Annotated in this window: 20 protein-coding genes; 12 read left to right on the top strand and 8 right to left on the bottom strand. The window is 67.7% G+C overall.

Annotated features, from left to right (window positions below; all coding sequences use genetic code 11):
* The first annotated feature begins 10 nt into the window (after positions 1-10).
* From AC3WVS_RS29495 to AC3WVS_RS29505, 3 genes are all read left to right on the top strand, one after another.
* Entirely contained in the window at positions 11-766 is a 756-nt protein-coding gene (locus tag AC3WVS_RS29495; RefSeq protein ID WP_492321466.1) for a hypothetical protein, read from the top strand.
* 257 nt (positions 767-1,023) lie between these two features.
* Entirely contained in the window at positions 1,024-1,494 is a 471-nt protein-coding gene (locus AC3WVS_RS29500) for an ImmA/IrrE family metallo-endopeptidase (protein ID WP_492321467.1), read from the top strand.
* A gap of 113 nt (positions 1,495-1,607) precedes the next feature.
* On the top strand, positions 1,608-1,991 hold the full coding sequence (locus AC3WVS_RS29505; protein ID WP_492321468.1) for a hypothetical protein: 384 nt from the start codon (positions 1,608-1,610) through the stop codon (positions 1,989-1,991).
* A 215-nt stretch (positions 1,992-2,206) separates the two neighbouring features.
* Here the strand turns inward: AC3WVS_RS29505 and AC3WVS_RS29510 are convergent, their stop codons facing one another.
* The 3 genes from AC3WVS_RS29510 to AC3WVS_RS29520 are packed head-to-tail and all read right to left on the bottom strand — an operon-like array spanning position 2,207 to position 4,841.
* Positions 2,207-2,704 carry a GDYXXLXY domain-containing protein gene (locus tag AC3WVS_RS29510; RefSeq protein ID WP_492321469.1) on the bottom strand — a complete coding sequence of 166 codons (498 nt, stop codon included), beginning with the start codon at positions 2,702-2,704 and terminating at the stop codon, positions 2,207-2,209.
* Positions 2,701-3,819, bottom strand: coding sequence for a DUF4401 domain-containing protein (locus tag AC3WVS_RS29515; protein WP_492321470.1), 1,119 nt, complete (start codon positions 3,817-3,819; stop codon positions 2,701-2,703). The genes AC3WVS_RS29510 and AC3WVS_RS29515 overlap by 4 nt, the downstream gene beginning before the upstream one ends.
* Positions 3,816-4,841, bottom strand: coding sequence for a DUF2157 domain-containing protein (locus tag AC3WVS_RS29520; RefSeq protein WP_492321471.1), 1,026 nt, complete (start codon positions 4,839-4,841; stop codon positions 3,816-3,818). The genes AC3WVS_RS29515 and AC3WVS_RS29520 overlap by 4 nt, the downstream gene beginning before the upstream one ends.
* A gap of 155 nt (positions 4,842-4,996) precedes the next feature.
* Between AC3WVS_RS29520 and AC3WVS_RS29525 the strand changes: the two genes are divergently transcribed.
* Positions 4,997-5,797, top strand: a complete 801-nt coding sequence (locus tag AC3WVS_RS29525) for a 5'-methylthioadenosine/adenosylhomocysteine nucleosidase (protein ID WP_010809884.1) — start codon at positions 4,997-4,999, stop codon at positions 5,795-5,797.
* 49 nt (positions 5,798-5,846) lie between these two features.
* Here AC3WVS_RS29525 and AC3WVS_RS29530 read toward each other — a convergent pair whose 3' ends face one another.
* Complete coding sequence (locus AC3WVS_RS29530) at positions 5,847-6,092, bottom strand: hypothetical protein (RefSeq protein ID WP_010809883.1); 246 nt, start codon at positions 6,090-6,092, stop codon at positions 5,847-5,849.
* A 180-nt stretch (positions 6,093-6,272) separates the two neighbouring features.
* Between AC3WVS_RS29530 and hemA the strand changes: the two genes are divergently transcribed.
* The 6 genes from hemA (at position 6,273) to AC3WVS_RS29560 (ending at position 11,351) form a co-directional block, all read left to right on the top strand.
* The gene (gene hemA / locus AC3WVS_RS29535; protein ID WP_010809882.1) at positions 6,273-7,577 is read left to right on the top strand and encodes a glutamyl-tRNA reductase; all 1,305 of its coding nucleotides are present in this window, start codon (positions 6,273-6,275) and stop codon (positions 7,575-7,577) included.
* A gap of 101 nt (positions 7,578-7,678) precedes the next feature.
* Positions 7,679-8,761 (top strand): peptide chain release factor 1, encoded by a 1,083-nt coding sequence (prfA, locus tag AC3WVS_RS29540; RefSeq protein ID WP_010809881.1) that lies wholly within the window; start codon positions 7,679-7,681, stop codon positions 8,759-8,761.
* A gap of 190 nt (positions 8,762-8,951) precedes the next feature.
* A complete protein-coding gene (locus AC3WVS_RS29545; protein WP_492321472.1) occupies positions 8,952-9,248 on the top strand; it encodes a hypothetical protein in 297 nt (98 codons plus the stop codon).
* A gap of 144 nt (positions 9,249-9,392) precedes the next feature.
* Positions 9,393-10,286, top strand: a complete 894-nt coding sequence (prmC, locus tag AC3WVS_RS29550) for a peptide chain release factor N(5)-glutamine methyltransferase (protein ID WP_492321473.1) — start codon at positions 9,393-9,395, stop codon at positions 10,284-10,286.
* Between the two features lie 121 nt (positions 10,287-10,407).
* Positions 10,408-10,719 (top strand): Grx4 family monothiol glutaredoxin, encoded by a 312-nt coding sequence (gene grxD / locus AC3WVS_RS29555; RefSeq protein WP_041228169.1) that lies wholly within the window; start codon positions 10,408-10,410, stop codon positions 10,717-10,719.
* Positions 10,720-10,727: 8 nt separating this feature from the next.
* Positions 10,728-11,351 (top strand): UbiX family flavin prenyltransferase, encoded by a 624-nt coding sequence (locus tag AC3WVS_RS29560; RefSeq protein ID WP_492321474.1) that lies wholly within the window; start codon positions 10,728-10,730, stop codon positions 11,349-11,351.
* Positions 11,352-11,420: 69 nt separating this feature from the next.
* Here the strand turns inward: AC3WVS_RS29560 and AC3WVS_RS29565 are convergent, their stop codons facing one another.
* The 3 genes from AC3WVS_RS29565 to AC3WVS_RS29575 form a co-directional block, all read right to left on the bottom strand.
* Entirely contained in the window at positions 11,421-11,621 is a 201-nt protein-coding gene (locus AC3WVS_RS29565) for a hypothetical protein (protein ID WP_316151651.1), read from the bottom strand.
* Between the two features lie 141 nt (positions 11,622-11,762).
* Positions 11,763-13,280: an L-piperidine-6-carboxylate dehydrogenase gene (gene amaB / locus AC3WVS_RS29570; RefSeq protein WP_492321475.1), complete on the bottom strand. Its 1,518-nt coding sequence runs from the start codon at positions 13,278-13,280 to the stop codon at positions 11,763-11,765.
* On the bottom strand, positions 13,277-14,458 hold the full coding sequence (locus tag AC3WVS_RS29575) for a saccharopine dehydrogenase family protein (RefSeq protein ID WP_492321476.1): 1,182 nt from the start codon (positions 14,456-14,458) through the stop codon (positions 13,277-13,279). Before AC3WVS_RS29575 ends, amaB begins: the two co-directional genes overlap by 4 nt.
* A 128-nt stretch (positions 14,459-14,586) precedes the next feature.
* Between AC3WVS_RS29575 and AC3WVS_RS29580 the strand changes: the two genes are divergently transcribed.
* Together AC3WVS_RS29580 and dapB are read left to right on the top strand one after the other, a co-directional pair.
* Positions 14,587-15,036, top strand: coding sequence for an Lrp/AsnC family transcriptional regulator (locus AC3WVS_RS29580; RefSeq protein WP_010809873.1), 450 nt, complete (start codon positions 14,587-14,589; stop codon positions 15,034-15,036).
* A 45-nt stretch (positions 15,037-15,081) separates the two neighbouring features.
* Positions 15,082-15,891, top strand: coding sequence for a 4-hydroxy-tetrahydrodipicolinate reductase (dapB, locus tag AC3WVS_RS29585; protein WP_492321477.1), 810 nt, complete (start codon positions 15,082-15,084; stop codon positions 15,889-15,891).
* A 39-nt stretch (positions 15,892-15,930) separates the two neighbouring features.
* Here dapB and AC3WVS_RS29590 read toward each other — a convergent pair whose 3' ends face one another.
* Positions 15,931-16,665 carry a hypothetical protein gene (locus tag AC3WVS_RS29590; protein WP_492321478.1) on the bottom strand — a complete coding sequence of 245 codons (735 nt, stop codon included), beginning with the start codon at positions 16,663-16,665 and terminating at the stop codon, positions 15,931-15,933.
* Positions 16,666-16,802 lie beyond the last annotated feature (137 nt).

Consider the following 16,802-nt stretch of genomic DNA (forward strand, 5'->3'; position numbering starts at 1 on the left):
TGGAAGGGCAATGGAACAGACCACCCGTCCCAAGCTCAATTCAGGAGGCACTATGGCGTTGCGCAACTATCTAGAAGCCGCCGCGGAAGTCGAGAAGCGCCTTCTGCAGAATCCCCCGCGGATCTTCCAGTTCGTCGTAGAGATCGACGACGCTTTCCAAGATGTGTTGCCCAGTATCACGAAGCACGGGCCGAGGGCTTTGATGCTCTTCCTCAATGCCAGACTGCTGTATAGCGCGGCTGTGCGGATTGGTGTAAGTAGCCACCAAGCAGCAATGTTTCCCGTCCTAAGGACCTGTATGGAGTCCGCATGTTACGGGTACCTAATCGTCCAGGATCCTGAACTGGGTTCTGTATGGGATGCCCGCCATGATAGTGACGACGCGATGCGGGAGTGCAGAAGAAGGTTTTCCAGCGCCGTGTCTGATGCAGCAAAGTCAACCAGCACGAAGGTGGAAGGTCTGAGCGACTGGATCGTGGGACTCTACCAGGCAACCATCGATTCTGGCGCGCATCCCAATCAACAGTCCATTTACCGCACAGTCAGCGTGAACGATGCCGGCGACAACTGGGAGGTAAACCTTCATGCGATCATGGGTGAGGATTCGCCTGTTGCGCGGTGGGCGCTACTGGCTTGTGCGGAGATCGGCTTGGCGGCTATCTGCGTCACAGCAGCAGCCTTGGCGGAACGCACCTCTGACGTTTGGGAGCGCATCCAAGACCTTCATCACAGAAAGAATTCCTTTGAGCTAAGCCTCTACGATTAAGTTTGCCAGCGGCAGCGCTGCACGAACAAGCACCGCGCTGGTGCGCGACGCGCCGGCCAAGTTGGAGCGAGGGCTGTGCCACCTTGGTGCCGGGCCAGGCCGACCAAAAAGTGGCCCAAAGAGGACCCGGGCGCAACCCCATTCGTGGTCGCGTTCTGCAACACTTTGCTTCAATCTGCTGCACTTTGCGGCACTTTTTCGCGTTTCGCTTATACTTCGGCTGCAAACATGCGTTACACCTTGGCTAAGGCCTTCCCATGCCCATTAGAACCGCACAAGCGTTCCTAGATCGCTACTGGAACAGGACTCTTCCTGTTGATCCGGTTGCAATCGCGACCGCCGCAGGAGTGCGAGTCATCGGGGAGCCGCTGGGGACTCTCTCTGGCAAATTCGATGTGGTGGAGGGATACCCAGGCGGCCCCCTCATTACGTACAATTTGTTTGACCCACTCGTTCGTCAGCGCTTCACGATCGCGCACGAGCTGGGCCATTTCGCACTTTTGCATGGGGCGCGGTTTCGCGACTCTACGCAAAGCTTCTCACTGTCGCACTATGACCCAGTCGAATCGGCCGCAAACAAGTTTGCAGCGGAGTTGTTGATGCCAGCCGCAGTGGTCAATGGGTTGATTTCAAACCGAAACATAACGGACTTCAACACACTGGCTCAAATGTTCAATGTGTCGCCAGTAGCGATGAAGTACCGGCTAAAAAATCTCGGTTGGCTATAGCTTTGATGGGAAACGGCAATCAGACGCTTGGTGGAAGCGACGCTACCACCGTAGGTAGGCCGTCGCGCGTAGACGGTTTGGCTTGGGAAGAAGATCTCTCTAGCAGCGGCCAATTGTCCCAAGACGTGGGCGGGCTGCTTTCCGAGCAAATAGCCGATCGTAGGCAGTTCCGACAATTCCGCCTCTTTGCTTTCTATGGGGTAGCGGCACTGGTGGTTTGCACTGTCGGTGCATTGCTGGCTTGGATTTGGTGCGTCGGGCGCAAAGTGGCCGACCCTTTTTCCGCCACGAACTATCAGACAGCGCTGTTTATCACTCCCCTCATTGTTCTGGCTTCATTCGCGGCTCTGCTCGTATTGGCGCTGCTGCGCTTTGCTTTCCGCCCGATGGATGGCAAAGAGAAGGACGAATCGCCGGATGCTCTGGGAGTAGTTCACGCACTGGGCCGGGAAGCGCTTGCAGTTCTCAAAGACTACGTGGGGAAGAAGGCAACTTAGGCTACGGCCGGTCTCCACCCTACAACAGTAAAGAAACCGGGTATGTAACCGGGTACAAAACGCGCCTTGCAGGCCACACTCCCAATAAGAACAAGCCACACAAGCAAGTATTGCGGTTTAACGTCTAAGACCGCCAGACGTCATGAAAAAGCCACCGCATGCGGTACCGCATGCGGTGGCTTTTTTCTTTGGGCCGGGCGATTATCACTTTCGCCTCACAACCTCTCCATCCCCTTCCCCCGCAACCCCAGCAGCAGCGCCTGCCCGTCCGCCCCTACGCGAAATTCCCCATACTGCGCCTGCGCAAACCGCTCGCCCTGCCCCTCCTGGAAGAAATACGCATCGGTCGACACCTGCACCTGCGTGCCGCCCCAGCGCGAGCGGGCGACCTGGTAGCGCAGCAACTGCTCCCCTGCCGCCAGCGGCTCGCCGCCGTGTACGCGCACAAAGCTGGCCACGCCCTGTTCATCGCGGCGGATCACGGCCACGCCGTCGCGGGATGGCCGGTCGTCCTGCGTCTGAGCGGTGCGGATCTGGTTGCCGATGTCAAAGTTCAGCGCCATGTAGTCGCCCTGCATCAGCGAGCGCGGGTCGACCGGGGCGAGCTTGAGGTAGACGGTATCGCCGCGTGCCAGCAGGCGCTCCTTGCCGGCGATGCCGGCGGCGGCGAGTGCCAGCGTCAGGGCCCAGGCAATCAGGATCCAGCGTTTCATGCGGCCTCCTTGCCGGTGCGGGTGCGCAGCAGCCAGTAGCGGCCGGCCAGCAACAGTGCGCCGGCCGCGGCGAGCGTGGCGGACTTGGCCACAAGGGTCCAGTGCAGCGCGCTGTAGTACCAGATAAAGCCGACAGCGATGCTGGCGATGCCCAGGCCCAGCCACGGCATCGACGCGCGGCGCAGCGCCAGGCCGAGCGCGAGAACTCCTGCCACGACCGCGGGCGCGGCCGCCATCAGCGCGCCGAAGGCCGCCACGCCGGCAAGGACGGCGCCCTGCAGGGCGGGGCTGAGCGCCAGCCGGCGGCATTCGACGAGCGCGAAGCCGGCCAGCACCACTGTGGCCAGCCCGCCCGCGACCCAGTGCGCGAGCGGGATGCGTCCGGCTTCCGGGCCGCCCAGCCAGGCCAGCGGATGGCTCATGCCGGTGACGACCAGTGCGACGGCCAGCGTGAACAGCAGCGTCGCGTCGGCCAGCGGTTCCAGCAGCGTGTGGCGGCCGGCCGCGCACAGGCGTGCTTCGGCCAGCGCGAAACCCGTCACCAGCGCGCAGCCGAGCGGCACCAGCCAGCCGAGGGACCACGTCAGCAACAGCCAGTCGTCCGGCTCGCTGCCGGCCAGGACGAGATGCACGGCGCCTGCCAGCCCGATCCATGCGCCCACCGCGCACAGCAGCCGGTGCAGCCGGTTCGGGACCAGCAAGGCGAGCGCGGCCTCGAACAGCGCCAGCCCGGCCCAGAAGCCTGCGCTCTCGGTGACGCGCGTGAAGCCCAGGGCCTCGACCAGCCCGAACACGGCCATGCCCTGCCCGCTCAGGCTCACGGCCAGCGCGAACTGCCCCGCGGCAATGCCGCCGCCACGCCAGTACAGCAGCGCGGCCAGCGCGATCATGGCCAGGCCGGTCACCGCCATGGCGATGCCGTTCTCGCGCGCGGCGACGAAGACCGTGCCGACCAGGAAGAGCTGGAAGAACAAGGCACCGAGCCAGCCCGCCGCGCCCATCAGGCAGCGCACGGCCCAGGGGGTGTGGGTATGGTCGGGCCGCTCGCCCTGTACCTCGCCGCGTGCGGCGAGGTCCTGCCAGAGCCGTTGCCCGGTCTGCCGTTCGGTCGTCATGCCTGCTCCAGTTGGCCGCGCCAGGCACGCATCAGCCAGGTGGCCGCGCCGGCGGCAAGGCCGATGGTTACCAGCCCGAGCAGCAGGAAGGCGCCGAAATCGTCCTTGCCCTCGAACAGCACCTTGGCAATGCCGGCCACCGCCAGCACGATGCCGGTCAGGCAGGCCAGGCTCAGCACCATGATGTCGAAGGCACGCTGGCAGAACCACCAGACCAGGGCGGCTAGTACCACCAAGGCCAGCGCGAATGCTGCACCGTCGAAATGGCTGTCCAGCAGGCTGGCCAGCCCCAGCGAGCCGGCGTGCACGCAGGCCAGCGCGGCCAGCATGCGGCTGCCGGTCTGCCCACGGAAGCCCAGCGCCGGCGCGCGGGCGCACAGCAGCTGCCACAGCACCAGTTGCAGTACCACCGCGCCCAGCAGCGCCAGCGTGGCGGTGCGCATATGGCGGGTATCGAACAACAGCGCGAACACGCCTTCGACACCGAAGCGGATGCTGAAGTAGCGCAGCAACGCCACGTTGCCGACCACGATCACCAGCCACCAGTGCGGTGCGGCGCGCGCCGCCAGCGCCCAGGGCACCGCCAACAACGCCCATAGCGCAAACAGCTGCCAGGCGTCGGCGCCGGTCTGGTAGGTCTGCCCGATCACCGCGAGCAGCACGCCGGCGACGACCTGCGCGCCGCCCAGCGCGGCCCGGCCCGCGGTGTCGCCAGCCGGGCGCAGCCAGGCAAATGCGGCGAGCAGCGTGAGCGCGCCGGCCAGCAGGCCGAACTTGGAAAACTTGTGGAGATCCTGCCAGTTGAAGGCGAAGAACACGATCACGCCCGCGCACAGCAGCGCGGTGCCCAGCGCCATCAGCGCCGTGTCCAGCCAGCGGCGCCAGTCGGTGGCGACGGGCTCGGTGCGCGCCCACGGCGCAGGGACGCCGGCCGCGTCCAGGCGCCCCAGTGCGCGCCAGTCGGCCAGTGCCCGGCGGATGGCGCGCCGTTCGCCGGTGGCTACGGTGGGTGTGCCTTGCATGTAAGTGTCCTTACGTGCTGAGATGACGGGGACTTTAGCAAAGCGGCGCGGGGGCCGCACCTGTTCCGTGGGAGGGTGCGTTGCGGTCGCGCTCTGATCTATGCCCGGCCTGCGCGGGCCGGTATGCTGTGGTTTTTTCGTCCTGCGCCCGCTCCATGACTCTCGGAATCCTTGCCGCCATCCATGATGAAGTCGATGGCCTGGTGGCCGCCATGCGCCATGACGACAGCCGCGCCACGGTGCGTACCATCGGCATGCGCGACTACTATGCCGGCCAGCTGCTCGGGCAGCCGTGCGTGCTGGTGCTGGCGCGCATGGGCAAGGTGGCGGCGTCGGCGACCACGGTCACCCTGATCCGCGAGTTCGGCGCGACGCAGATCGTCTTCACCGGGCTGGCCGGGGGCATTGGCGCCGGCACCAATGTCGGCGACATCGTCATCGCCGACCGCACCATCCAGCATGACCTCGACGCACGTCCGTTCTTCGGCCGCCATGAAGTGCCGCTGCTGGACCGTGCCGAGTTCCCGGCCGACCCGGCGCTGACCGCCGAGCTGGAAGCCGCCGCGCGCGAATTTCTGCAGCTGGACCTGCCTGCCGAGGTGCCGCGCGAGGTGCTGGAACGATTCGGCGTAGCCGCGCCGGCGCTGCACCACGGCATGATCGCCAGCGGCGACCAGTTCATCGGCTCACCGGCGGCGGTGACGGAGTTGCGTGAGCGGCTGCCCGGATTGCTGGCGGTGGAAATGGAAGGCGCCGCGGTGGCGCAGGTCTGCCACGAATACGGCGTGCCGTATGCCGTGATGCGGACCATTTCGGACCGGGCCGACGATAGCGCCCATGTGGACTTCGCGGCATTCCTGAAGGATGTGGCCAGTCACTATTCCAGCGGCGTGCTGCGCCGGCTGCTGGCGGGAAGAGCCAAAGCCGACACTGTTCAAACGCCGGTCCGCTTCTGATCGAAGTCAAGCGGCGAGCGGATTCCCGCCGCCGCGGTCAGTTCTGTTCTTACCGCCCGCGCGGCCGCAGCGCGCCCCAGGCCCCCACCAGCAGCGCCGAGCCGGCGATCACCGCCAGCCAGCTGCTGAGCTGCCCGTCGATAAACAGGTGCAAGGCCCGGCCGCCGTAGAAAGCGCCCGCCGCACCCGCCGCACCCAGCACCAGCGCGGCCGGCAGGGTCACCACGCGCCCTGCCGGATGCAGCCGGCGCGCCGCCAGCCCCACCAGCAAACCCACGATCAAGGTGCCCAGCATCCGCTTCTCCTGTGTTGTCAGCATCACAGCCGCAAGGGCTGCGGCGTAACGATACTGCAATCCGGGGCCGCTGCCATGCCCCCGCCCGGCCCGGATGGCCCAGCACCCTGCAATTAGCGATCCCGGCGGTATAATGGCATCCGGTCCGGCCACGCTCCGGACCGTACCCGTCCCCTACAAATGCAACTGCTCGCGATCGGCATCAATCACACAACGGCACCCGTCTCGCTGCGCGAGCGGGTGGCGTTTCCGCTCGAGCAGATCAAGCCCGCGCTGGGTGCGCTGCGCTCCCACCTGTCGGGGCGCAGCGGCACCGAAGCCGCCATCCTGTCCACCTGCAACCGCACCGAGATCTACTGCGCGACCGACGTCCTGACGCCGGGCACGGATGGTTTCGAGCACACCCTGCGCTGGCTGTCGCAGCACCACAACGTGCCCGCCGGCGAACTGGCGCCGCACCTGTACGCGCTGCCGCAGTCCGAAGCCGTGCGTCATGCCTTCCGCGTGGCCAGCGGCCTGGATTCGATGGTGCTGGGCGAGACCCAGATCCTGGGCCAGCTCAAGGACGCCGTGCGCACCGCCGGCGAGGCCGGCTCGCTGGGCACGTACCTGAACCAGCTGTTCCAGCGCACCTTCGCGGTGGCCAAGGAAGTGCGCGGCCAGACCGAGATCGGCGCGCATTCCGTATCGATGGCCGCGGCCGCGGTGCGGCTGGCGCAGCGGATCTTTGAAAGCGTCTCGACCCAGCGCGTGCTGTTTATCGGCGCGGGCGAGATGATCGAACTGTGCGCCACGCACTTCGCCGCGCAGCAGCCGCGCCAGATCGTGGTGGCCAACCGCACCGTCGAGCGCGGCGAAAAGCTCGCCGAGCAGCTCTCCGGCCAGGGCCTGACCGCCAACGCGATCCGCCTGACCGACCTGGGCGAGCGCCTGCATGAATTCGATATCGTGGTGTCCTGCACCGCCAGCTCGCTGCCGATCATCGGCCTGGGCGCGGTGGAGCGCGCGGTCAAGCGCCGCAAGCACCGCCCCATCATGATGGTCGACCTGGCCGTGCCGCGCGACGTCGAGCCCGAAGTCGCGCGCCTGGACGACGTCTTCCTGTACACCGTCGACGATCTCGGCGCGATCGTGCGTGAAGGCAATGCGATGCGCCAGGCCGCGGTGGCGCAGGCCGAGGCCATCATCGAAAGCCGGGTGCAGAACTTCATGCACTGGCTGGAAACCCGCAGCGTGGTGCCGGTCATCCGCGAACTGCAGACCAGCGGCGAAGCCATCCGCCAGGCTGAACTGGAACGCGCGCGCCGCATGCTGGCACGCGGCGACGACCCCGAAGCCGTATTGGAGGCCCTCTCCGGTGCGCTGACCCGCAAGTTCCTGCATGGCCCCACCCACGCACTGAACCACACCCAGGGCGAGGACCGCGAGGCGCTGCTGCGCCTGGTGCCGGGCCTGTTCCGCCACAGCAGCCACTCCGAGCGCTAGCCGCTCTGCCCTTGCGCCGCGCGCGCCCTGCCGCGCCGGCACGCCGCCGCCCGCCCGCGGGTAGCCCCGGCCCCTGGCCCACCTCTTTCCCCCCGCACCCGATGAAAGCCAGCATGCTTGCCAAGCTCGACCAACTGGCCGAGCGACTCGATGAAGTCAACGCCCTGCTCGCGCGCGAAGACGCGACCGCGAAGATCGACCAGTACCGCAAGCTCAGCCGCGAACATGCCGAGTTGTCGCCGGTGGCCGAGCAGTACGGCCAGTACCGCCAGGCGCAGGACGACCTGGCCACCGCGCAGGCGCTGCTGGACGATCCGGAGATGAAGGACTTTGCCGCCGACGAGATCGCCAGCGCGCGCGCGCGGCTGGAAGCCCTGGAAGCCAGCCTGCAGCGCCTGCTGCTGCCCAAGGACCCCAACGACGACCGCAACCTGCTGCTGGAAATCCGTGCCGGCACCGGCGGCGAGGAAAGCGCGCTGTTCGCCGGCGACCTGCTGCGCATGTACACGCGCTACGCCGAACGCCAGCGCTGGCAGGTCGAAGTGATGAGCGAATCGGAATCAGACCTGGGCGGCTACAAGGAAGTGATTGTGCGCATCGCCGGCGATGCTGCATTTTCCAGGCTGAAGTTCGAATCCGGCGGCCACCGCGTGCAGCGCGTGCCGGCGACCGAGGCACAGGGGCGCATCCACACTTCGGCCTGCACGGTCGCGGTGATGCCAGAAGCCGATGAAGTGGGCGAGGTCGAGATCAACCCGGCCGACCTGCGCATCGACACCTTCCGCGCCTCGGGCGCAGGCGGGCAGCACGTCAACAAGACCGATTCCGCGGTGCGCCTGACCCACCTGCCGACCGGCATCGTGGTCGAGTGCCAGGACGACCGCAGCCAGCACCGCAACAAGGACAAAGCGATGAAGGTGCTGGCGGCCCGCATCAAGGACATGCAGACGCGCGCCGCCCAGGCCAAGGAGGCCAGCACGCGGCGCAACCTGATCGGCTCGGGGGACCGCAGCGACCGCATCCGCACCTACAACTTCCCGCAAGGGCGGGTCACCGACCACCGCATCAACCTGACGCTGTACAAGATCGACATGATCATGGACGGCGACATGGATGAGCTGCTGTCGGCGCTGGCCTCAGAACACCAGGCTGATCAGCTTGCCGCACTTGGCGAAGAGTCGTAAGCACCACAAAATGTCATGCAGCCGGCCTTCCGCCCCGAACACCGCGTAAAGTCGCCGATATCTTTGTATTTCTTGTAAATGCTTGAAACAGCACTGGTAGGGGTAAGCCCGCTGTCTATAATCGATTTCGACCGGCAAACGGAGAATGGTGCCGGGTAGTCACTCCCGAGAACATACCTAGGACGAAATCATGAAAAAACTGCTCGCGCTGTTGATGATCACCGCGGCCATGGCCGCGTGCAGCAAGAAGGAAGAAGCCCCGCCTGCCGCCTCGAACGCCGAGAGCGCCATGCAAAGCGCCGCTGAATCCGCCAAGGCCGCCGCGAGCGATGCCGCCGCTGCCGCCAGCAGCGCCGCAGACGCCGCCAAGTCCGCCGCCAGCGGTGCTGCGGCCGACGTCTCGGCTGCCGCCGACAAGGCCAAGGAAGACGCCGCCAGTGCCATGGCAAATGCCAAGCAGGCCGCCAAGGACGCCGTCAATAAGTAATCGTCCCGGCGGGGGCATTGCGCCGCCCGCTGTCGATGAGCGGTACACTGGCGGCAAGCTGGAAGTCCCGCCCCAAAGCCCCGCCAGGCCTTTGCGCCGGTGGGGTTTTTTGTAGCCGGCAAAAGAACCGTCCCCGCCCTTTCGATGTCTTCCCCAAACTCTGCCGCGCTGCCGGCGACCCCCACGCTGCGCGAAGCCCAGACCCTCGCCGCCATGGCCGGGCTGCCTGCCCTGGAAGTGCGCATGCTGCTGACGCATGTCACCGGCCTGAGCCGCACCCAGCTGATCACGCGCGACACCGACACCCTCACCATCGCCCAGCGCGACGCCTATGCCACGCTGCTGGCACGGCGGCTGGCGGGCGAGCCGATGGCCTACCTGATCGGCGAGCGCGAGTTCTTCGGCCGCAAGTTCCGGGTCACGCCTGATGTGCTGATCCCGCGACCCGATACCGAGGTCGCCGCCGAAGCCTCGCTGGCGCGGCTGGCCGAGGTGCCGCAGCCGAACGTGCTGGACCTGGGCACGGGCTCGGGCATCCTGGCCGTGACGCTGGCGCGCGAGCGCCGGGATGCGCAAGTCTGGGCCACCGACATCTCGCCCGGCGCGCTGATGGTGGCGCAGGACAACGCCAGCGCGCTCGGCGCCGACCGCATCCACTTCCTGGTGTCTGACTGGTACGCGGCGCTGCCGCCGGGCCTGCGCTTTCACCTGGTCGTCAGCAATCCGCCCTACATCGCCGCGGGCGACCCGCACCTGGCCGAAGGCGACCTGCGCTTCGAACCGATCGACGCACTGACCGACCACGACGACGGCCTGTCCGACCTGCGGGCCATCGTCGGCGGTGCCGGCGCGCGGCTGCTGCCTGGCGGCTGGCTGCTGATGGAGCATGGCTACGACCAGGCGCAGGCCACCCGCCAGTTGCTGGAAGCCGCCGGTTTCACCGAGGTCTTCACCGCCCGCGACCTGGCCGGCCTGGAACGCTGCACCGGCGGACGCTGGCCAGGCGCCCGGCCCGGCGGCACCACTGCCGCCCACTGAAGCCCGGCGGCGATTCCGGTAAAATCGCCGTCAGATCCCCGCCACGCGGCCAGGCCGCGTGGTGTCCCATTCTCCCCAGGCGGCGCCCGCGACACGGCATCGCCCCACTGAAAAGCAAACCATGAGCGACGTGCAGCAAAAGATCGATCAGATCGTCAAGGGCAACCCGGTAGTCCTGTTCATGAAGGGCACCGCGCAATTCCCGATGTGCGGCTTCTCGGGCCGCGCCATCCAGATCCTGAAGGCCTGCGGCGTGGACGCGCCGACCACGGTCAACGTGCTGGATGACGAAGGCGTCCGCCAGGGCATCAAGGAATACGCCAACTGGCCGACCATCCCGCAGCTCTACGTGAACGGCGAATTCATCGGCGGCTCGGACATCATGATGGAGATGTACCAGAACGGCGAACTGCAAACCCTGCTGAAGGGCTGAGTTCCGGTATGTCCGTGACTGGCGGCACACCCAAACGGCTGATCGTCGCCATCACGGGCGCCACCGGCGCCATCTACGGCGTGCGCCTGCTGCAGGTGCTGCGCGCGGCGCCCTCGGTGGAAACCCATCTGCTGATTTCGCCGGCCGGCGTGATGAACCTGCAGCACGAGCTGGACATCAGCCGTGCCGAGGTGGAGGCGCTCGCCGGCGTCGTGCACAACGTGCGCGACATCGGCGCGACCATTGCCAGCGGCTCGTTCCGCGCACAGGCGATGGTGGTGGCCCCCTGCTCCATGCGCACGCTGGCGGCGATTGCGCACGGCCTGTCCGACAACCTGATCACGCGCGCCGCCGACGTCACGCTCAAGGAGCGGCGCAAGCTGGTGCTGATGGTGCGGGAAACGCCGCTGAACCTTGCGCACCTGCGCAATATGACGGCGGTGACGGAAATGGGCGGGATCGTGTTCCCGCCGGTGCCGGGCTTCTACCAGAAGCCACAAAGCATTGCCGAACTGGTCGACCATACGGTCGGGCGCGTGCTCGACCTGGTGGATTTGCCGGAGATCGGGCAGACGCTCGCGCCCAGCTGGGGCGGGCTGAATACCCGCACCGGCGACGCGGCCGGCAACTGAACTGCGGCCGGCGCGCGGCCTCTCTCTACGCGCCGGCATCCTCCCGCATTGTCGTGCCAACCGCGCTCATTACCAGCGGCGATAGCCCCGCCCGTAATAGCCATAGCCATAGCCACCGTAGTAATACGGCCGCGGCGCCACCACCACCGGCGCGGGCGCCACGTACACCGGCGCAGGGCCGACCGCGGGGCCGGCAGGCGTGGGATAGACGGCGCAGCCGCCCAGCAGGGTGACGGATGCCGCAGCGGCAGCCAGTCCAATCGTCAGCATTCTCATCTTTCGTCCTTGGGTCGGAACGGGCATGTGCCTGCCCTGCTGACGTTATACGGGCAGAAGCCGTAATACGGCGTCAAAGGCGTGTAAGGCTTGTTACCGTTCCCTACGCGCCCTGTAACACATCCAGGGATGCCATCAGATCTCGAACCGTATCCCCTGCGCCAGCGGCAGCGAATCGCCATAGTTGATGGTGTTGGTGGCGCGGCGCATATAGCCCTTCCACGCATCCGATCCCGACTCGCGGCCCCCGCCGGTTGCCTTTTCCCCGCCGAAGGCGCCGCCGATCTCCGCGCCGCTGGTGCCGATGTTGACGTTGGCAATGCCGCAGTCGCTGCCTGCCGAGGACAGGAAGCGCTCGGCCTCGCGCATCGATTCCGTGAAGATGCACGACGATAGCCCGTGCGCCGCGGCATTGTTCAGCGCGATGGCCTCATCCAGCGTGGTGTACGGCATCAGGTACAGGATCGGCGCGAAGGTCTCGGTCAGCATGGTGTCGTGCTGGGCGTCGGTCATCACCAGCGCGGGCCGCACGTAACAGGCATGCGGGTAGCGGTCGGCCAGCAGCCGTTCGCCGCCGGTGACGATATTGCCCTGCGCGCGGCAGGCGGCCAGCGCATTGGCCATGGCATCGCCCGCGGCGGTGTCGATCAGCGGGCCGACCAGGGTGCCGTCGGCGAGCGGGTCGCCGACGGGCAGGCGGTCGAACACCGTGATCAGCCGGCTCGCCATGGTGTCCATCAGGTCGGCGTGGATAAAGCAGCGACGCAGCGTGGTGCAGCGCTGGCCCGCCGTGCCGGCCGCGGCAAAGGTGATGGCGCGCACCGCCAGCTCGATGTCGGCCGAGGGTGCGACGATGGCGGCATTGTTGCCGCCCAGCTCCAGGATGCTGCGCTTGAAGTGCCCGGCGCAGGCAATGCCGACCTCGCGCCCCATGCGGGTCGAGCCGGTGGCGCTGACCAGCCGCACCGCCGGGTGCGACACCAGGTGGGTGCCAAGCATGCGCCCGCCCGGCAGCACCGCCGAGATGCCGGCGTGCTGCGGCGCCGCCGCGGCCAGCACGCGCTCCAGCAGACTATGCGCGGCCAGCGCGCACAGGGAGACCTTTTCCGAGGGTTTCCAGATCACGCCGTTGCCGCACACCAGCGCCAGCGCTGCATTCCACGCCCACACCGCCACCGGGAAGTTGAAGGCCGAGATCACGCCGCACAGCCCATACGGATGCCAGGTCTCGCGCATCGCATGCTGCGGGCGCTCGGAGGCAATGGTCAGTCCGTGCAGCTGGCGCGACAGCCCGACCGCGAAGTCGCAGATGTCGATCATCTCCTGCACCTCGCCCAGGCCTTCCTGCAGGATCTTGCCGGACTCCAGCGAGACCAGCCGGCCCAGCGCCGGCTTGTGTTCGCGCAGCACCTCGCCGAAGCGCCGCACGATCTCGCCGCGCGCGGGCGCGGGCAGCAGCGCCCAGGTTGTCTGGGCCGCGTGGGCGCGGGCGATCAGCGCATCGGCCTGCGCCGGCGTGCAGGCCGGGACATGGCCGATGGCCTCGCCATCGACCGGCGAGCGGACCGTCACGGCGCCGGCCGGCGTGCCCTCCCGCCACGGCCGCGGCAGACCCAGCGAATCCCAGCAGGCAGCGAACTCTTGCGCTTTCATATGACGGTCTCCTGGAGCGGATGCTGCGTGTAATGGCGGCCGAAGCGATTGGCAAGGAAGGCGTCCAGCGGCATCGACTCCTGCCGCACGAAGCCGGATTGCGGCAGCGCGCCGGTGGCCACCAGGTCCAGCGCGGTGCAGATGCCCGCGGCAGTGGTCAGCTGGATCGCGTTGACATGGCCACCCTTGCCATCCACCCCGCCGATGCGCGCCGAGAACGAAGCCTGCGTCAGCGGCCCGCGCCCGCGTTCGCCCCCGGCCGGGTAGCCGGTGGCGGTGGCGAACACGATCACCACGTCCTGGTCGGTCACCGGAATGGCGCGATCAAAGATATCGCGCAGCCATTCGCGGCGTTCGCGCAGGCGCAGGTCGTTGAGCAGCAGTTTCATCAGCGCGCAATGGCCGGGATAGCGGATGGACTTGTAGTCGACATGGCGCGCGCGGCCGGCCAGCGTCTCGGGCAGCGTGCCCAGGCCGCCAGATGTATTAAAGGCTTCGTATTCGATGCCGTCCAGCGCAAAGCTTTCCAGCCCCTCCAGCGCCGTCAGTTCCACGCGACGGCCATCGACGATGGCCTCGCACGGGTTGCAGTACTCGTTGATCAGTCCCTCGGTGCTCCAGGTCAGGTTGTACTTGAGCGCATTGCTGGGGTAGCGCGGCAGCGCGCCGACCCGCATCTGCAGGTCCAGCAGTTCCCCCCCGCCGCGCAGGAAGCGCTGCGCCAGGTCATGCCCGACCACGCCGATAAAGCCCGGCGCCAGCCCGCACTGCGGCATCAGCACCGAGCGCGCGCTTTGCGCCAGCTGGCGGATGGCCTGGGTCGCGGCCACGTCCTCGGTCAGGTCGAAGTAATGCACGCCCAGGCGCGCCGCCACCGAAGCCACGCTGATCGCGGCATGGAACGGCAGCGCGTTGAGCACGGCATCGGCGCCGGCCAGCAGCGCGGCGCAGGTGCCGGGCTCGGTGGGGTCGCCGGCGCGCGCCAGCACGCCGCGCGGCAGGCCGTCGAGGCGGCGTGCGTCATGGTCGACCACGCTGACGCGGTAGTCGCCGCTGTCATGCAGCATGGTGGCAATGGTGCGCCCGATCTTGCCCGCGCCCAGTACCGCCACGTGCAGCGGGCGGGTCGCCTTGGGCAGGTCGCGCGGGGCCTGCCGGCCCAGGTTCGAGGCTTGCATGGTGTCTCCGTCCACAAGAAAAGGTTGTCCCGTTGACTGGAGTATGGATAGCGCGCGCGACACAATGAAGCCGCAATAACGACGAAAAACCGCCATAATCGAACGAAACGACGAATCATCCCGACGCAATGACCGAACTCGACACCACCGACCGGCACCTGCTGTCGCTGCTGCAGGCCAATGCCCGTGAAAGCGCCGCCAACCTCGCCCGGCACCTGGGTATCGCCCGCACCACCGTGGTCGCGCGCATTGCGCGGCTGGAGCGCAGCGGGGTGATCGCCGGCTACGGCGTGCGGCTGGGGCAGCGCATGGAAGACAACGCCATCCTGGCCTACTGCGGCCTGTCGGTGCAGCCCAAGGCCGCGCCCGCCATCCTGCGCGCGCTGCAGCGCCTGCCCGAGATCGAAGAGGTCAATTCCGTCAGCGGCCCGGTCGACTACCTGGTGGCGATCCGCTGCGACACGCATGACCGGCTGGACCGGCTGCTCGACGAGATCGGCATGCTCGACGGCGTCAACCACACCACCACCTCGATCGTGCTGGCGCGCAAGCTCGACCGCCGGCGCGCCGCCGGCTGACGCGGTATGCTGCCAAACCCATCAGCCTTTGCGGAGAAACAGAACATGAACAACCCGATCCGTGTCGCCGTGGGCGGCGTGACCGGCTGGGCCGGCGGCGAACTGGCGCGCGGCGTGGCCCATGCGGCCGACATGACCCTGGTGGCCGGCCTGTCGCGCGGCGCCGCCGGGCAACCTCTGGCGCAGCTGACCGGCCATGCCGATACGCCGGGCGTGGCGGCCGCCAGCATCGAGGCCCTGGGGGAAACGCCCTACGACGTCTATGTCGAATACACCAAGCCGGGCATCGCCAAGCACAACATCCTGCAGGCGCTGGCGCACGGCGCGCACGTGGTGGTGGGCACCTCGGGGCTGACCGACGAGGACTATGCCGAGATCGACGCGGCCGCGCGCCAGGCCGACCGCGGCGTGCTCGCCTGCGGCAATTTCGCCATCACGGTGGTGCTGCTGCAGAAGTTTGCCGAGATGGCCGCGCGCCACCTGGAGCACTGGGAGATCATCGACTACGCCAAGGCCGGCAAGATCGACGTGCCCTCCGGCACCGTGCGCGAGCTGGCCTACCGGCTCGGCCAGGTCAAGGCCGCCGCGCAGGCGGTGCCGGTCGACCAGGTCAAGGGCCCGAAGGAAACCCGCGGCGCCACCATGTCGGGCACGCAGGTGCACGCGGTGCGGCTGCCGGGCTACCAGCTTGGCGTGGAAGTGATCTTCGGCGCCGACGGCCAGCGCCTGCACCTGAAGCACGAGGCCGGCGACGGCTCCACGCCCTATGTCGCCGGCGCGCTGCTGGCGATCCGCAAGGTCAACACCGTGCGCGGCGTGGTGCGGGGGCTGGACAAGGTGATGGAAGGGCTCTGAGGCCAGGTGCGCAGGCGGCCAGGCCGCCTGCTGCGGGTGTTACCAGCTGCCAGGCTTCTCCGGCTTGGCGGCTGGCTTCGGCGCGGGCTTGGCGGCGGCAGCCTTGCCGCCCTTGGCCGCGGGTGCCGAGGCCGGATTGAGCTGCTTGTCCACCTCGGCATCCTTGTCCGCCATCAGCACGCGCGCCTGCGGCAGCAGCATTTCGATGGTGCCGGTGTTGGGGTCCTCCGGCATGGCGTAGAGCTCAACCGTCAGCGGCTTGTGCATCCAGCCGGCGTGCAGCGTCTTGACGCTCTTGCCAGCCTTGTCGGGCATGTCGACCTGCTCCTGCCGGAACGGCTTGCCGTACAGCGCGCTGACGCTGTCGGCCGCGGCCTGCTGCGAGTTGGCGCCGGCGGTCGGCACTACCAGGCCGACCAGCGCATTGCGGTCGACAAAGGCCAGCACAAAGGGGCCGTCCATGAATGACGGGCGCTGCGCGCGCGGCACGCCGACCTGGCGCATCAGGCCATCGCCCTTCAGTTCGACACAGAATCCGGTGACGTCGCGGCCATCGGGCGTGCGCTTGTCGGCGCAATCCGGCAAGGCCGGCAGCGGGTTGCCGATTTCCAGCATGGCCAGCAGCGGCGACAGCGCGCTGTTCTCGACCTTGGCCTGGGCCTTGGCCGGTGCGGGGGCTGGTTTGGCGGCAGGGGCGGAAGCGGGCGCGGCAATGGCGCCGGCAGCGGCGCCCAGCAGGCCGGCAAACGCCAGCCCGGCAACGGGGAATTTCAAATCGGACTCCTGATGAACGGCTCCGGGTTGGAGCCCGCCCCGGCCGGGTTGTTCCTGCTGGGCGCGGGCGGTGACGGGAAAGTCACCGGCGGCCTGCCGGGCCAGGGGCGAGCAGTAGCTTACCCCATGGCCCTGGC

The organism is Cupriavidus sp. CPT47-8839-RL05A (assembly GCF_058792255.1).

Coding starts and splice junctions, on each gene's coding strand:
- dapB (WP_492321477.1), top strand. CDS start 15,082: ATGAACAACCCGATCCGTGTCGCCGTGGGCGGCGTGACCGGCTGGGCC.
- AC3WVS_RS29560 (WP_492321474.1), top strand. CDS start 10,728: ATGTCCGTGACTGGCGGCACACCCAAACGGCTGATCGTCGCCATCACG.
- prmC (WP_492321473.1), top strand. CDS start 9,393: ATGTCTTCCCCAAACTCTGCCGCGCTGCCGGCGACCCCCACGCTGCGC.
- hemA (WP_010809882.1), top strand. CDS start 6,273: ATGCAACTGCTCGCGATCGGCATCAATCACACAACGGCACCCGTCTCG.
- prfA (WP_010809881.1), top strand. CDS start 7,679: ATGAAAGCCAGCATGCTTGCCAAGCTCGACCAACTGGCCGAGCGACTC.
- AC3WVS_RS29515 (WP_492321470.1), bottom strand. CDS start 3,819: ATGACGACCGAACGGCAGACCGGGCAACGGCTCTGGCAGGACCTCGCC.
- AC3WVS_RS29500 (WP_492321467.1), top strand. CDS start 1,024: ATGCCCATTAGAACCGCACAAGCGTTCCTAGATCGCTACTGGAACAGG.
- AC3WVS_RS29520 (WP_492321471.1), bottom strand. CDS start 4,841: ATGCAAGGCACACCCACCGTAGCCACCGGCGAACGGCGCGCCATCCGC.
- amaB (WP_492321475.1), bottom strand. CDS start 13,280: ATGAAAGCGCAAGAGTTCGCTGCCTGCTGGGATTCGCTGGGTCTGCCG.
- AC3WVS_RS29510 (WP_492321469.1), bottom strand. CDS start 2,704: ATGAAACGCTGGATCCTGATTGCCTGGGCCCTGACGCTGGCACTCGCC.
- AC3WVS_RS29575 (WP_492321476.1), bottom strand. CDS start 14,458: ATGCAAGCCTCGAACCTGGGCCGGCAGGCCCCGCGCGACCTGCCCAAG.
- grxD (WP_041228169.1), top strand. CDS start 10,408: ATGAGCGACGTGCAGCAAAAGATCGATCAGATCGTCAAGGGCAACCCG.
- AC3WVS_RS29545 (WP_492321472.1), top strand. CDS start 8,952: ATGAAAAAACTGCTCGCGCTGTTGATGATCACCGCGGCCATGGCCGCG.
- AC3WVS_RS29530 (WP_010809883.1), bottom strand. CDS start 6,092: ATGCTGGGCACCTTGATCGTGGGTTTGCTGGTGGGGCTGGCGGCGCGC.
- AC3WVS_RS29565 (WP_316151651.1), bottom strand. CDS start 11,621: ATGCTGACGATTGGACTGGCTGCCGCTGCGGCATCCGTCACCCTGCTG.
- AC3WVS_RS29525 (WP_010809884.1), top strand. CDS start 4,997: ATGACTCTCGGAATCCTTGCCGCCATCCATGATGAAGTCGATGGCCTG.
- AC3WVS_RS29580 (WP_010809873.1), top strand. CDS start 14,587: ATGACCGAACTCGACACCACCGACCGGCACCTGCTGTCGCTGCTGCAG.
- AC3WVS_RS29495 (WP_492321466.1), top strand. CDS start 11: ATGGAACAGACCACCCGTCCCAAGCTCAATTCAGGAGGCACTATGGCG.